The organism is Legionella bozemanae, from assembly GCF_001648595.1.
GTDB classification, from domain to species: Bacteria; Pseudomonadota; Gammaproteobacteria; order Legionellales; family Legionellaceae; genus Legionella; species Legionella bozemanae.
The window spans coordinates 51,289-67,084 of the sequence record NZ_LBAW01000013.1 but is presented as its reverse complement, the minus strand read 5'-3'; the positions used below and the strand labels follow the sequence as shown (position 1 = coordinate 67,084).

Below are 15,796 nucleotides of genomic sequence, written 5' to 3'. Positions count from 1 at the left end.
AACCAATAATTCATCGAGATGGTGATGGTTTTTTGCTAAAATTGCATTTTTAATACCTTTACTAAGTTATCATTATGCGGATAACTCACCAACAATCTATTGAGGCAAGAAAATAAATATGAACTGCAACATTATAGGCGCAGGCCGGTTAGGTAAAAATATCGCTTTGGCCTTATTTAAAGCTCAGCTCATCTCAGCCTTTTCCATTTGCAATCGCAGTTTGGAAAGCGCACAAAAGGCGAGCCAGGAAATTGGCTTCGGTCAAGTAATTGACAAAATTGCGCTCTTGCCCGAAGCGGAAGTAAGCTGGATATGCTGTAATGATGATGCCATTCACAATGCAGTAGAACTACTTGCACATAGTAATGTCTTAAAGCCAGGCAATTTTGTTATTCACTGCAGTGGGGTATTGAGTTCTGCTGTATTTGCTCCATTAAAAAAACAAGGCTGCTTGGTCGCGAGTTTTCATCCTTTAAAAGCATTTAAAGCAAATTACCTGGAGCCCACTGCATTTTATCAAGTTGATTGTGTTTTGGAGGGTGATGCTGAAGTATGCGCGTGGTTAAAAAGCTCGTTCAATCAATTAGGCGCTCATCTCATTACCATTAAACCCGAGGCAAAAACAGCATATCATGCTGCAGCATGCATGGCTTCGAATTACTTAATTACCCTGGCATCCTGTAGTGAAGAATTATTTCTTAAAGCGGGTATCGATACACAACAAACTCGCCGGATGATGGTCAATTTAATGCAAGGGAATCTAAATAACTTAAAACAAACAGCCTGTATTGCAGAATCACTCACAGGACCATTAGCAAGAGGCGATGTCCAAACCATCGCATTGCATTTGGATTCGATAAAAAATCCAGAGATTAAGCGTTTCTATCAAAGTGCGGCCCTGAGTACACTGTCTATGACGGAATTATCTGAAGAAATAAAAGAAAAAATCAGAAGTCTTTGTAGTTTTGAACGTGAATTTTTTACTTAGAAGAATCAGCGATCTAATGTTTTGGGTAACAACTCCCATCACCCAGAGCTCACTGGCCATTAATCTTCAGTCTACCCCTGCAACGTATTTAGGGCTCCAGAAACTGAGCACTCTCACCAGACTCCGCGAACAAGCCCTGGGCGATCCATGCGAAATTTGAATGTCACTTTATGTTTTTAAATGAAATATACCTAACGTTCTACGTACCGCACTTTATGCGCAGGAACAAGCCGCGGAGCGTAGGCAGAAGAACGATGGCGCTTAACTTAATAGCAGTGCACTCCCCAGGACGATACAAAAACTGGAAACCGCATAAAGAAGACAGTCAATGTCCTTAGATAGTCTTCGTATACTCTGTAACCACTGATGAATCCAACTGGCGGTCGTTGGAATCATCTATCCTAGGCTCATCTGATGACCGAAGCTGTTGTGCCGCCTCCACTTTCGGTTTTGGCACCTCTGTAACGCCAAAGGTTTTTACCATAAGCTGAGGGCTACCATTAAGCGGATTAAGCCCCTCTTCCACTCCTTTCTTCTTAACGCTCAGCTCATATCTTTCATGAGATCCCTTGGTTTTTTTAAACCCAGCCTTTTCCTCGCTCGTTAATTCTGTCCCACCTTTCTTCTTATTAAAGAATTCGTCTTCCTTTAATACCTCTAAAATTACCTCACGAGTTCGTTTATCTTGGCCTTTATGTGCTTGGGTTTTACTTGCACCGGTAGCATCAAGGTTCATTTCTCTATCTGCAGCATTATTAGTATCAATTAATTGAGAGATATAGAATTTTCTAACTGCAGGAATCAGTAATAAGGGTGCAGTTGCTAGAGCAAACACTCCAAGACCAATTCGCGCAGTCCAACGCAAGAAAGGATTTTTTATATCTTGTACGAATGAAAAGCTGCTTACTTTCGCAGCGCCACCTTGGTCTTCTCGAGAAATTGCTGCCGCACCACCGTGTAAATTACATTTGCTTACTGACACTGCTATAGCAGCGCGTAAGTCATCGGGATCGGCTGTTTGTCCTTTAGCATAAGCTTTTAATTGCTCGTAAATGGCTCGTTCATGATCTTGCAATCCATCCGTATTTCCAGCATGCTCTACACGCTCATGAATACTTTTCAATAAAGCAAAACGTAACATGACATCCTGATTGCGCTCATTTCCACTTTTACAGCCACCAGTTGATGCCCATTCGATGTACATACTAAGCGCTTGACTCAGTTGACCATAGCGCACATCCCAATGCTGGTTGGTGGCAATCATTCTTACAAGAGCATTGGAAGCCAGTAAAGGTAAATCGTCAACATCCTCTTGCGATAAGTCGCTTTCTAATCCTTTTTTAAATGCTCTGATCTCCTTAATTAAATTCTTACCTGCTTCTGACTCAGCGAAATATGTTGGCCTCTGTTCCTCGTTTAAAAAAGTATGATAATGCTCAAGTACTTGAGCATTGATATTAGTGATTTTATCCTTTACTTCTTGACTTAAATAAGCACTATTTTCTTGCAGAGTGTGCAGCATGGCCATTTCGGCACTTAAAGTAATATCGTCCAGTTCCACAGAGCCAGTAACCATGCTTCTATCATCTCGATAACCTAAATCCCGAGTGTGGCGGTTGGTACCAATATTTTGTACGTATAAGAAATTATTTTTTGGTAGTCGTTCTTGAGCTTGTATTAACGCTTGTTCTCTTGCATTTTCTAATTCTACTCCTAGCTTATCAAGTTTTTTCTTATATTGCTCTTCTTCTTCTGTTAGAAGTCTTTTCTCTTCAAGCTGATCGAGTTGCGTTTTGAACGCTGTAAGCTTTTCCTCTGGAGACATATCGAGTTGCTCCTCGAGTAGTACTGCAGGTTTTTCCTCAACAAGTTTCTCGAGTTGTTTTTCGAGTTTTTTCACCCGTATGCTCCATGGGGTGTTAAAATCATGCATGGCCTGGATCATATAGAGCGCACTGGCTCTTTGTTTGTTATTATTATCTCCTATAGTCTCAAATGCTTCTGAATGAAACGAAGTGAATAAATTCTCTACCACAGGACCGTTTTTTCCTCCACGCATGGCACGCATTTGCTCGTGGAGAAAACCGAATTTTTTTACAAGATCATCTTTAATATCCTGAGCACTCATCGAGGGATGAAAAACCAGTGCTGGTGAGGGTATACGCGCACTCACAGCGGTCGTAGGATGTAAAGCACCCTTTTCATCTCGATAAGTATAGGTAACTCTCCTAAAAGCAGCTTGATCTTCTACTACTTGCCCTGGAATAAATGAAGGTTTCTCATGCGCTGTATGTTGGGTTCCGGTTATTAACATTCCCTGTTGCAGGTAATTAGACGTGTAAAAATAATCGAATCCTGTAGCCGTCTGCGCAGTAAATTTGTGCTTATTCAAACTACTGCTTAGTTTTTGCGTGTACTCTAAAACATATTCTCTACGCTTCTTAAACAGATCCTCTTGTTCTTCTTTTGTTAACTCTCCTGAAGTTAACACTCCTTTATCATTAAATACTAAACCCCGACGTTTCTGAAGTAGATCCTCTTGTTCTTCTTTTGTTAATTCTCCTGAAATTAACTTTCCTTCTTCATCAAATACTAAATCCTGACGTTTCTGAAGTAGGTCCTTTTGTTCTTTTTTCGTTAATTTTCCTGAAATTAACTTTCCTTCTTCATTAAATACTAAAGATAACAATGCGTGTTCTTTTAAATGCGCAACGACTCCTTCTATGAGTATCTTTTTTGCGGATTGAGCCAATCTGACTCTTTCTTTGGCTAAATTTTTATTAAGTTTATCTACATCAACCTTACCATTTGAATCAGTGGCATTTTTTACAGCTTTTTTATAAACTTTGGCCACTTCATCCTGGAGCTTCAAGGCTGCTTTATGGCGAATGTCTTGCCAATCCTTTTTACTAATTGTATTCTTATCACCATAGGTTATGGAGCGCCTTTCAAAGGTTCCTGCCATTAAACACATATGAGCATAAGTTTCTTCAAAAGAGGCAACAATACTCGCTCTTTGATGACGAAGAACCCTCTGTCCCCCATATATTTTTTTATACTCTTCCTGTAGTTTCTTGTATACTTCAGCGCCTTTTTCAGGGAGACGGGGGCCGCTTAAATCAATAGAACATAAAGTAGTATCAGTAGGTGTACGACCACCAAGGACTTGCTTAAGCCCCTGTTTGATATCTATAGGATGTCTTCCCTCAATACTTTCTATACTTAAAGAACCTTCTATCTTCTTAAGAACTTCTTCTTGTTCTTCTATTGTTAGTGTTAGCTCGTAAACTAAACGTCCTTGCGGCTCAAACATCAAGCCATTTTGTAGTTCTACGGGATCTTTACCTTTGGTTACTTTTTCTAAAACTTTTTGATATAGGTAATCTTGATAAATGGCATTGGCTTTGGCTGTAGCATACCTTTTGCGTTCGATTTCTATGCCTTTTCGTACTTCCGGATCTAATCCTTCGAAACCATCATCTATACTTTTCAAGGCTTTTCGTGCGTCACTTCCCTCGGGTGTTTCGCCTGCTTTAAAGAGTAATTTCTGATAAATTGCAATTTTGACATCATCTCTTAGTTTTCCAAATTCTTCTTGATAATGTCCTTCACCTACAGCGATAAGATCTTTAAGAATTTTTGAGAGTGCCATGCATCGGCTCCTACTTAGGCTTTATGATTATATTTTAGCACGTAAATATTACCTTAGCCTTACGTGATATAAATTCAAAAAGGTGCTGCAAGTCAGGTAGTCTGGAGTTAACTGGAATAGTAAAATCCCGGGTTCCGCTGCGCTGCACCCAGGCTACGATTTAAAATAAGACGCTTAAGGTTTGGATATTTGGTTAAAACTCAGCCTCTTTACCAAAATTTTGCTGTTTGGCATGTTTTTTTGTCTTTCTTTTTTCATGCCAAGTTTGCAACATTACAAAAAATGCAGGAACGAATACCACGGCAAGGCATGTTGAAGCCAGCATTCCACTGCATACAGCAATCCCAATCGAGCGTCGTGCATTAGCGCCCGCACCACTGGCGAATACTAAAGGCATAACTCCCAGGATAAAAGCGAACGAAGTCATTAAAATAGGACGAAAACGTGTTTTAGCACCAATTACTGCAGCCTCCATGATGGATTTGTTATGCAGTTCGTGTTGTTCTCGCGCCACCTCAACAATCAAAATAGCGTTCTTCGCTGCCAACGCAATAAGCAGCAAAATCCCGATCTGGGTATACATATTATTGGAAAGGCCTAGGGCCGATAAAACCAATACCGTTCCAATTAAAGCTAAAGGCACGCTTAACAAAATCGCGGCAGGAGCGATCCAGTTTTCATATTGACCTGCCAAAATCAGATACACTAAAATGAGGGACAGGATAAAAATATAATAACTCATGTTTCCCGCAATTTTCTCCTGATAGGCGGTGCTGGTCCATTCATAAGAGATACCTGCAGGCAAAACTTCTTTTGCGAGCCGCTCCATCACTGCCATGGCTTGGCCTGAGCTGTAACCTGGCGCGGCCGAACCATAAATATTGCTGGAAGGGTATAAATTATAAAGCGAAATAATGGAAGGCCCTACGGTAGACGACATATCAGTCAGTGTTCCCAGAGGCACCATTTCCCCCGATTTGTTTCTTACATAATAATTACGGACATCACCAACCGTCTTGCGTGCCTCTGCGTCTGCCTGCACATAAACCTGAAATACTTGCCCGAATTTTGAAAAAAGATTCACATAAGATGAGCCAAGATAGGTCTGTAACGTGTTTGATGCATCGCCTACAGAAACGCCCAAAGCTTCTGCTTTGACTCGATTAATTGGGGCAGCAAGCTGCGGCACTGAAGCGCGAAACGAAGTCATCAGGCGTTGCAACTCAGGCTGCTGGCTGGCATAACGAATCAACTGATCTGTAGCCGTTTGCAATTTTTGATAATCAAATGAGCCGTCTTGCAACTCAAGTTGCATTTGGAAGCCACCAGACATACCTAAGCCTTGAATTGGCGGGGGGATCATAACCAATATTTTAGCGCCTAAGGTTTTTTCTGCGATCGCGTTCAGTTGTTTGTACATCGCCAGCAAATCTTCTTTTTTACCCCGCACGTCCCAATCTTTAAATATCACGTAAAGAACACCACCATTGGCAAGGCTTGCATTGCTATCCAAAAGCGAGATCCCAGTAATACTGATCACATTTTCTACGCCACCAAGTTTAGATACTTGCGCGCTTAAATCGTGTAAAACAGCCTCCGTGCGGCCTAAACTGGAACCATCGGGCAATTGCACGTTCATCATCGCATATCCCTGATCTTCAAGTGGGATAAACCCCGTGGGGATACGTGTTAAACCTAAAATCGCTAAAATGACTAGGGCAATACCAATGATGCATACTGTTTTATTTTTATGAACAAGCCTATCGATGAAGCGAAGATAGAAATTTTCTATAGGATAGTAATACTTATCAAATAAACGAAAAATGATATTTTTCTTTTTCTGCGGGTCAACGGGCTTGAGCCACAAGGCACATTGGGTAGGCTTCAAAGTCATCGCATTGATGGCACTAATAAATGCAGTTGCCGCAATAACTAACGCAAACTGAGCATACATAGCACCGGTTAAGCCCGGCATAAAACCTGCAGGAACGAATACCGCCATTAACACAAGCGTAATCCCAATAATAGGACCCATTAATTCGGCCATAGCATTAATTGACGATTGTTTGGGTGGAGTGCCTCGTTCAATATGTTGGGTTACACCCTCAACAATCACAATCGCGTCATCAACCACAATACCAATTGCTAAAACAAGTGCAAATAAAGTTAACAAGTTAATGGAATAACCTAATAAAAGCATCGCAAAGAACGCACCAATAATGGTCACTGGTACTGTAGTAGTGGGTACCAAGGTAGCACGATAGTTTTGTAAGAAAAGGAGAATAACAATCAAAACCAGAATACCCGCCTCATACAAAGTGTGATATACCTCGTTCACAGAAGCTTTTACGAAAACGGTGGTGTCAAAAGGAATTGAATATTCCATACCTGGAGGAAATTTTTTTGCCATTTTCGCAACTGCTTTACGTACCTCGGTAGCAACTTGCAAGGCATTGGCATTAGGAAGTTGGTAAATACCAATAGCCGCTGCCTGTTTATTATTCAGTCTCGCAAGCTGGTTGTAACTGTTAGAGCCTAACTCCACACGACCTACATCACGAATACGGACAATTTGCGCACTTTGTGTCGTACTGGTTTCTTTAGCACTTTGATTGGGGTTTTGCGCTATTGTTTTCACAATAATGTTTTCGAATTGATCTACGTCAGCAAGTTGTCCCGGTACATTTACCGTAAATTGATATGCTTGTTTCCCCGCAGTTGGCGGTGCGCCAATTTGTCCAGAAGAAACTTCTTGGTTTTGATTACTAATGGCTTGCAGAACATCACTTGGATTAAGGGAATAAGCCAACATTTTTTTAGGATCCAGCCAAACACGCATCGCATAAGTACCAGTTCCAAAAATAATTACGTTACCTACCCCAGGTAAACGCGATAATTCATCTTGCATATTAATTGCCGCATAATTATCAAGAAACAACCCATCATATTCATTATTTTTGGACGTTAACGTAATAAATTGCAGAATCGCTGTAGATTTTTGCTGTACCAGCACCCCTTGTTTTTGCACTGAATCAGGCAACTGCGCCATTGCAGCTTGCACGCGATTTTGGACCAGTACTTGCGCAAAATTAAGATCCGTTCCAATAGCAAAAGTAACAATCAATGTATAGGTACCATTATTCGTACTGGTAGATTGCATGTACAGCATGTTTTCCACCCCGTTCACTTGCTGTTCAATGGGTAGCGCTACGGTTTTGATGAGTGTTTTCGCATCGGCACCAGGATATGTAGTGGTCACCTGAATGGTTGGGGGAACAATAGAAGGATATTGAGAAACGGGTAGTACAATTATAGCGACCGCCCCCAGCAATACGATGAGGAGCGCAATAACATTGGCCAATATAGGCCGTTCAATAAAAAATTTAGAAATCATTCTGCCGTTTTCTCACATTGTGTACCGATCACCGAAACAATACTCCCTGACCCATCTAAATTAATGTTTGGCGCTCCCATTATCTTTGGGTTTGCTTTCATCATTATCTTTTGTTTGTGCCAGTTCATGCGGCTCAACCTTATTACCGGGAGTCGCGTATTGCAGGCCATCAATGATGACTTGATCTTGGGCCGAAAGTCCTGTGACCACAGCACGCATCCCATTCTCTACACTGCCCAATGTTACCCGTTTTGTCACCACAACATTATCATTATCCACAGTCAATACATAAGAACCGATCTGATCATAAAGGATCGCTGTATCAGGCACCGTTAATTGCTTTTTAGGTTTGGAGATAGCGACCCGTACTTGTACAAAGAGACCTGGTACAAAAATGTACTCTTTATTTTCTAATACAGCGCGCAGCTCCATAGTACCAGTAGATGCATTAAGACCTGTATTAACAAAATCAAGCGTTGCTTTGTACTTAACCGTAGGATCGTTTTGCAGACTCACTTCAACAGGAACTTGTTTAATATCCTGAGGTTTAAATCCTCGCGCACGAGCTGCGGCCCGTAATTTGAGTAAATCGAGTTCATTTAAATTAAAGTAAACATAGATAGGATCGATCTGCTCTATGGTAGCTAAATTTGTGGCCTCACCATGCCCCACAAGGTTACCCACATCCACTAAATGCCGACCGATTCGGCCATCAAATGGAGCTGAAATATGCGTGTAACTGTAATTAATCGCTGCGTTGACTTCTTCTGCTTCGGCTTTATCAACTCCTGCGGCAATTTCCAATGTTTTGGCATACCATTTTTCAACTTCGTTTAATGAAGTAGCATGTTGTTTGTACATTTGTTGTTGGCGTGCATATTCAGCCTTGTTGTAGACAAGGCTCGCCTTTTCTGCAGTAACCGTCGCCTTGGCAGCCCTTAGTTTCTCAAAATAAGGCTCAGGCTGTATAACAAAGAGCTCCTTTCCTTTTTTAACAAACGTTCCATCAACAAACTCGATTGAATCAAGATAGCCTTCAACACGTGCAACCAGATTAACCGAATTATAAGCGACTGTATTCCCTGTTTGCGTAACATATTCAGCCATTTCTGCACGTATTGGTTTTTGCACAACAACCTTGGGTGCAGGGATGGCTGGCGGGCTGCTTTTGCCAAAAATATGTGAAATCAGATAAATGAGAAGTAAAATAGCAACTGCTATCCCTGCAATTTTGACTGATTTTGAATCTCTATTAAAGTTCATACCCAACACCATTTTATTTAAATTTTCCTAATTTCCCTTGGGAAAAGAAATTTTTCTCTAGGATCTGTTTCCATTTCGCTCGCTTGGCCAAGAGAGTAGGAATGGAAGCAGATCCTACCATTTTGGTAAATAAAGCTCCTTAAATCGTTCTTTCTTAGTTCGCGGTGGCTCATGATTTTGCTGTTTGAGCAAAGTGCCCCAGTTTGTACGTGCTGCCATTTCAGCTTTTATTAGGGGCGGCACAACATCATTAGTACCACGGATTTCCCAGCCCCCGCCCAGTGCTCGATAAAGTGAGACTAATGCGAGTGGAATATTGGCTTGTGCGTTAACCAATGCAGTCTGTACGCTCAATTGTTGCTGTTCGGCATTCAGCACCGGAGTAAAATCAACTTCTCCATTAATATAACGGACGATTGCCAGTTTTAGTGTTTTAATAGCCGCGTTATTTGCTTTGGTTAGTGCGCGTTCCGCTTTTTTTGCCTCGATATAGGCGGTAATACCATTTTGCACTTCTTGCTGCGCTTTGAGAACCAGATTAATGTAGTTTAACAAGCTCTGCTGGAATGCAGCATCTTGTGCCCGTACTGCGTTCGTAATTTGACCGTAATTAAGTATTGGCCAGGTCAATGTGGGACCAGCGGTTATCGAGTGATTCGCCCAATTAAACAAATCTGCAAGTGAGTTTTGGCCAATGTTGTTTGATGAAAAAACAAAAGTACCATTTAAGGCAAGGGAGGGGAAAAGATTTGCTTTTGCTGCGCCAATTTTAGCGGATTGTGCAATCGCCTCTAAACGGGCTTGATGAATATCCGGCCGTCGCGCCAAACTTTCTACAGGAATCCCCACTGCTACAGTTGAAGGCGCTTTAGGGATTCCTTTGCTTTTCTTAAGCTCTCCGTCCACCCCATTGGGCATTGTACCTAATAAAAGAGCCAGTGCATTTTTTTGCTGTTCTAAGCTATTTTCCAGTGGCGGAAGAGATGCTTCTGTTTGTGAAAGCTCCGTCTGTGCTTGTTCCACATCCATGAGGTTTGTTTCACCAGCATTATATCGAGCCTTGGCTATTTTTAACCCCTCTCTTTGCACGACGATGTTGGCTTTGGTTACTTTAATTTGTGCTTCAAACGTTCGAACTTGGATGTAGGTGCTGGCAACGTCTGCGGTAAGAGTAACTAATGCATTATCATAAGCAGCGAGAGAAGATAAAAATGTTGCATCATTGGCTTGAATTGCTCTTCGATATTTTCCCCAAAAATCAATTTCCCAATTTGCTGCAAAACCTAATGATAATGTTTCGAATGATGGAGGTAGAATTGACTGCAGTTGACTTCCACCAATTTCATAATAGGTAAAGTTACCGGTCATTGCCTGTTGTTGTGGATAGAGCATACCTACCGATTGAGCCAGGAGGGCACGAGTTTGCAGTACTCTTACTCCTGCGATCTGCAGCGTCAAATTATTATAATAACCTTCGTAAATTAATGAAGTCAGAACAGGATCATGAAAAACCTCCCACCATTTAGTCGTTTTAAATGGCGCTTCTTTTACTGTTGCATCCTTTTTTGGCCAATGTGTAACGACTGGTTTTAGCGGCTCTTTATAATTAGGACCGACCATACAGGCGCTAAGAAACAAGCAAGCAACGAAGGTAAAAAATTTTAACATGGGTGCTAAGAATTCCCTATCTAAACTATTTTCCATTAATGGAAATGACATTAGCTTCTTTACTTCAAAGCACTTTATCACTAGTAGGGATTATTTAACAGAGCATTCATGTGAAAACTAGGCTGTTAATCCCATAGCCATCAAGGTAAGCAGAAAAGCGAATGGTGTCACTCCTGCGAAGGCAGGAATCCATCCATCACGGAGCACATTTTAACCAACCTTTTTTAAACTAAGGCCTGCATTCTCACCCAAGCTACAGAAACTATTCTGAGGTAATGACTTGTAATTGAGTCACATTTTGCAAACCACGCGGTAATCGGTTGCCTCGACGTCCACGCTCACCTTTATAATGATCCAGATCACTTCCTTTCAAAGTAAAATGCCGTTTTCCAGCATGTACCGTGAGTGAATCATCTGCAGAAAGTACCTGTATATCAATCACATATTCTTCACGCGATACTGCTTTGGCAGAAGGGATACTGATTAATTTATTTCCTTTCCCGCGCGATAATTCTGGGACTTCCCTGGCAGAAAAAATGAGTAATCGACCAGTGCTGGTAACACAGGCAACAAATAGCTCATCATGCTTGGGGACTATGCGAGGCGGCAAAATATGGCTGGATTCAGGCAGCTTAATACACGCCTTGCCATTACGATTTTTTACATACAAATCGCCTATCTTAGCGATAAAACCATATCCTGCATCACAGGCTAATAACACCATTTGTTCCGCTTCACCGCCGACCACTGCTTCGAATAACGCACCTTCGGCAGGATTAAGCTTACCTGTTAAAGGTTCTCCCTGGCCTCGCGCCGATGGTAAAACATGGCCTGGCAAGGAATAAACTTTGCCTTCACTATCAAAAAAGAGGATTTGTTGGTTTGAACGCGCCATGGCTTGCGCTTTAAATTCATCACCGGCTTTATAACCCAACTCGCTACCGATTACATCATAACCTTTAGCTGCCCTTACCCAGCCCTTTTTAGAGAGTACTACAGTAATTGGCTCATTGGGTAAAATATCCTCTTCTTTTAATGCTTGTGATTCTTGTCGGACAATAATTGGTGAACGACGCACATCACCAAACTCATCCCTGTCTTTAATAATTTCCTCTTTAACCAACGCTTTTAATCGTTGTTCCGAGGCTAAAATATTTTGCAGATTATCGCGTTCAGCGCAAAGCTCATCCAGCTCACCACGTATCTTTATTTCTTCCAGTTTTGCCAAATGGCGCAACTTCATTTCTAAAATCGCCTCAGCTTGCCGATCGCTGAGATTAAATCGTGCCATTAACCCTTGTTTGGGTTGCTCATGTTCGCGAATGATCGCAATGACTTCATCGATGTTCAGATAAGCAATCAGCAACCCTTCAAGCACATGAATGCGATCCAGAACTTTTGCCAACCGATACTCCAAGCGTCGCCTTACTACCGTTAAGCGATAGGACAACCACTCCCTTAGAACATCCAGTAAATTTTTTACCTTTGGCCTGCCATCAAGTCCTATCATATTGAAGTTAACGCGATAACTTCGTTCCAAATCCGTGGTTGCAAATAAATGAGACATCAAACCTTCTGCATCAACTCGGTTTGAACGTGGAATAATTACCAATCGAGTGGGATGCTCATGATCGGATTCATCGCGTAAGTCCTCTACCATAGGCAGTTTTTTCTGTTGCATCTGGAGCGCAATTTGTTCTATTACTTTGGCACCAGAGACCTGATAAGGCAGAGCAGTAATTACTATATTTTGTTTTTCCTGACTATAAACCGCCCGCATTTTAATTGAACCATTCCCCGTTTCATACATATTGGCAATTGCTTCCGGCGGGGTAATTATTTCCGCTTCAGTCGGAAAATCAGGCCCCTTAATGTACTGAGTAATAGCAGCTAAATCTGCTTGGGGGTTATCTAATAAATGCACACAAGCATTGGCTACTTCGGTTAAGTTATGCGGCAGAATATCTGAAGCCATACCCACAGCAATACCTGTAGCGCCATTTAATAAGATATTAGGTAAGCGTGCTGGCAGTAATGCAGGCTCTTGTAATGTCCCATCAAAATTGTCAACCCAATCGACGGTACCTTGTAATAATTCTGAAAGTAATACTTCAGCATAAGGTGATAATCGAGCTTCCGTATAACGCATGGCAGCAAAGGACTTAGGATCATCAGGAGATCCCCAGTTTCCTTGACCATCAACAAAAGGATAGCGGTAGGAAAACGGTTGTGCCATTAATACCATGGCCTCATAACACGCACTGTCACCATGAGGATGGAATTTACCCAGCACATCCCCAACCGTACGTGCCGATTTTTTATATTTGGCGGTCGCTTTCAAACCCAGCTCAGACATTGCATAAATAATACGCCGCTGAACCGGTTTTAATCCATCAGCTATATGGGGTAAGGCTCTATCTAAAATGACGTACATTGAATAATCAAGGTACGCCTTTTCCGTAAATTCAGTTAATGCTTTTCGTTCTGTTACTGCATTCATCGTTTTTTTATTCATGAAATTAATAATTACTATTTAACCATTGAGATGCTCTATTGCAAAGTAATTTTAGCAGAGTCCTTATGATGTCATATAGAGGAACAGCTTATAAATTGTGAATAACTTTGTATATTTCTTCATGATGATTACCATATTTAACGTAACCTATTGAAAATTAATTAACTTTTAAAATCAACCTATTTTAAATCATTTTTCACCTGTGGATAACTTTGTGCATTATTATCGAATAAAAATGCTAAGTCCTTGTAAATAACATAGAAATTATAGCTTTTTCACACCATTTCTCATCGCAATGAATAACATTAAAAAGGACAATATATATTGAATAGAGTAAAGATTATTTAATGGGAGGCTACCTTATTTCCGGTGATGAGCAGTTCATCGCGAATATTGATAACTTTAAAGAGACTTTTGATAGATTAATTGCTTTAACAAAAGATAACCCCTTCCAAGCAGAACGAGCGGCATACTTTATTAACAAATCAACGGCTTGGCCAATTAAATCAAACAATTCAATTAAAAATGAATAACAAACTCTGTCTTTTGTATTTTTTAGGCAACACGCTTAGAGCAAATTAATCGCTTCGTCACCAAATTTCAAAATTGGACTACGTTAAGTTTTACGTAATAGTCACGTTATATACTTATAAATAAGCTAGGGAGAAAACTAACAGTTTTTGTTGTTGGGATCAACGCGAACTAAAATCGGAGCGAAGGTTATGAAACGGAGTGTTGATCAAAAGCAGGTGATTGATAAATTAAATCTGTATCTTAAATGGCATAATATGCCAGTACAAATGAATAATGAAGGGGTTTGTAACGGTCTTGCGACTTTGTATGCAAAATATGTTCTGGAAGGAAAGGAAAATCAATTTTTTAAGATACTCGAAGAGATAGTAAAGAAAAACCCTGATTCTGCAATGGAATCTGATATAAACCAATTTGTCTATGATGTGGTTTTAACTTTATTCCCTGAACAATTTGATAAAGAGTTAAGTCAGGCCAATTCAATGCGCGCATTGACTATCAATAATAAACCGATGAAATCCTCCTTTGATTTTGCCATAACGACCAGTGATAAAAATTGGGAAGAAATTTTTAAGACACTCGCGTTGCAACAAAATGAAGTAATGCGTATTGGCGGTACTATGCATGCCGTGTCAGTTAGAAGGAAAGATAATAAATATGTCGTATACGATCCCAATTACTCGTCAGGAACAAAAGAGTTTGCAAGTGAAAGGGAGGTGATTGCCGAGTTACATAATAATGTACTTAGATATCAGAAAGGGGGCGCTTTAGGAATGACAATTAGTGTCATTCGCCATCCAGAAAACAACGAACCTCGAATTTTCCCTAAAATTTCTGAACTTTATGATCATTATTTAACGCAAAAAAATATTGATGATGTGGCTGTTTCTCATTTTGGTGGAGTATTTAATACTCTGAGAAAAGCAGCTGAAATTAATGATGCCTCTGTGATTCAGCATTTACTAGAACTCGGTGCAAAAGATAAAGATCTTCAGGCGGCAAGGATTGCTGTTGTAAATAATAACCCAGATGCTTTGGCAGCTTTACTGGGCAACAATAAGGATTCAGCAACTTTTGCCACTTTATTTATTGATGCTTTAGCCCATGGACGGGAAAAAACTTATGACCAGTTATTTCTGCTGAAAAAAGCTTTGCCATTTAATAACCCGACTCAAGTAATTCAAGCGGCGGCGAAGGGCGGTAATCCTAATCTACTTAAAAAAGTAATGAATTATTATGGGATATCTGGGCTAGGGGCTGATGAACTGCATAAAGCAATCCCTCATGCTATTCACAGCGGAAGTACTGCATGTGTCAGGCTGCTTGTTGAACGATTAGTTATTAAAAAACAGCCTTTGAGTGTTGAAAAAAATATGGAATATTTACTGGAATCCATTAAACAAAATCAACCCTACATGGTAGCCTATTTTATTAAAAGTATTCCACCAGAATATTTAAAAACAATTTCTATGAGTGTTTCTGCAGTTGAGAGAGCTGATTTGTATTTATTACGTCAGTTACAAACTCATGGCGTTCCTTTTTCAGAAACTGCCAAGGCAGTCCTTGATAAAAAGGAACACCAGCCTGTTAAATTGAGCCTTAAGGCTGGTATTTTCTTACATAAATTTACTGATTTAATGCACAGTGGAATTACTTATAATCACTCTCATTTTAAGATAATAAAAGATAAACTTTCTGCCGCTAAAAATGAACTGCAGGAAAGTGAAAGTGAAAAGATACTGACTGGTAAGAATTTTTGACTGGGCAATTGCCATTAGTGAGAAG

8 protein-coding genes are annotated in these 15,796 nt (G+C 40.5%); 3 read left to right on the top strand and 5 right to left on the bottom strand.

Features of this window, described 5'->3' with window-relative positions:
* The first annotated feature begins 118 nt into the window (after nucleotides 1-118).
* On the top strand, nucleotides 119-988 hold the full coding sequence (locus A8O27_RS10910; protein ID WP_058459606.1) for a Rossmann-like and DUF2520 domain-containing protein: 870 nt from the start codon (nucleotides 119-121) through the stop codon (nucleotides 986-988).
* Between the two features lie 334 nt (nucleotides 989-1,322).
* Here A8O27_RS10910 and A8O27_RS10905 read toward each other — a convergent pair whose 3' ends face one another.
* The 5 genes from A8O27_RS10905 to parC form a co-directional block, all read right to left on the bottom strand.
* Nucleotides 1,323-4,640, bottom strand: a complete 3,318-nt coding sequence (locus A8O27_RS10905) for a hypothetical protein (protein ID WP_058459605.1) — start codon at nucleotides 4,638-4,640, stop codon at nucleotides 1,323-1,325.
* Nucleotides 4,641-4,833: 193 nt separating this feature from the next.
* Entirely contained in the window at nucleotides 4,834-8,034 is a 3,201-nt protein-coding gene (locus A8O27_RS10900) for an efflux RND transporter permease subunit (protein ID WP_058459604.1), read from the bottom strand.
* Nucleotides 8,035-8,094: 60 nt separating this feature from the next.
* Nucleotides 8,095-9,297 (bottom strand): efflux RND transporter periplasmic adaptor subunit, encoded by a 1,203-nt coding sequence (locus A8O27_RS10895; protein ID WP_235810525.1) that lies wholly within the window; start codon nucleotides 9,295-9,297, stop codon nucleotides 8,095-8,097.
* A gap of 114 nt (nucleotides 9,298-9,411) precedes the next feature.
* On the bottom strand, nucleotides 9,412-10,965 hold the full coding sequence (locus A8O27_RS10890; RefSeq protein WP_058459972.1) for an efflux transporter outer membrane subunit: 1,554 nt from the start codon (nucleotides 10,963-10,965) through the stop codon (nucleotides 9,412-9,414).
* 262 nt (nucleotides 10,966-11,227) lie between these two features.
* A complete protein-coding gene (gene parC, locus A8O27_RS10885; protein WP_058459602.1) occupies nucleotides 11,228-13,480 on the bottom strand; it encodes a DNA topoisomerase IV subunit A in 2,253 nt (750 codons plus the stop codon).
* A gap of 347 nt (nucleotides 13,481-13,827) precedes the next feature.
* Between parC and A8O27_RS10880 the strand changes: the two genes are divergently transcribed.
* Nucleotides 13,828-14,013 (top strand): CHASE3 domain-containing protein, encoded by a 186-nt coding sequence (locus tag A8O27_RS10880; protein WP_058459601.1) that lies wholly within the window; start codon nucleotides 13,828-13,830, stop codon nucleotides 14,011-14,013.
* A gap of 189 nt (nucleotides 14,014-14,202) precedes the next feature.
* Nucleotides 14,203-15,771: a dehydroquinate synthase/iron-containing alcohol dehydrogenase family protein gene (locus A8O27_RS10875; RefSeq protein WP_058459600.1), complete on the top strand. Its 1,569-nt coding sequence runs from the start codon at nucleotides 14,203-14,205 to the stop codon at nucleotides 15,769-15,771.
* Nucleotides 15,772-15,796 lie beyond the last annotated feature (25 nt).

Excerpts from the sequence above, each read along its gene's own strand:
- A8O27_RS10910 (WP_058459606.1), top strand. The coding sequence starts at position 119 with ATGAACTGCAACATTATAGGCGCAGGCCGGTTAGGTAAAAATATCGCT.
- A8O27_RS10905 (WP_058459605.1), bottom strand. The coding sequence starts at position 4,640 with ATGGCACTCTCAAAAATTCTTAAAGATCTTATCGCTGTAGGTGAAGGA.
- A8O27_RS10900 (WP_058459604.1), bottom strand. The coding sequence starts at position 8,034 with ATGATTTCTAAATTTTTTATTGAACGGCCTATATTGGCCAATGTTATT.
- A8O27_RS10895 (WP_235810525.1), bottom strand. The coding sequence starts at position 9,297 with ATGAACTTTAATAGAGATTCAAAATCAGTCAAAATTGCAGGGATAGCA.
- A8O27_RS10890 (WP_058459972.1), bottom strand. The coding sequence starts at position 10,965 with ATGTTAAAATTTTTTACCTTCGTTGCTTGCTTGTTTCTTAGCGCCTGT.
- parC (WP_058459602.1), bottom strand. The coding sequence starts at position 13,480 with ATGAATAAAAAAACGATGAATGCAGTAACAGAACGAAAAGCATTAACT.
- A8O27_RS10880 (WP_058459601.1), top strand. The coding sequence starts at position 13,828 with ATGGGAGGCTACCTTATTTCCGGTGATGAGCAGTTCATCGCGAATATT.
- A8O27_RS10875 (WP_058459600.1), top strand. The coding sequence starts at position 14,203 with ATGAAACGGAGTGTTGATCAAAAGCAGGTGATTGATAAATTAAATCTG.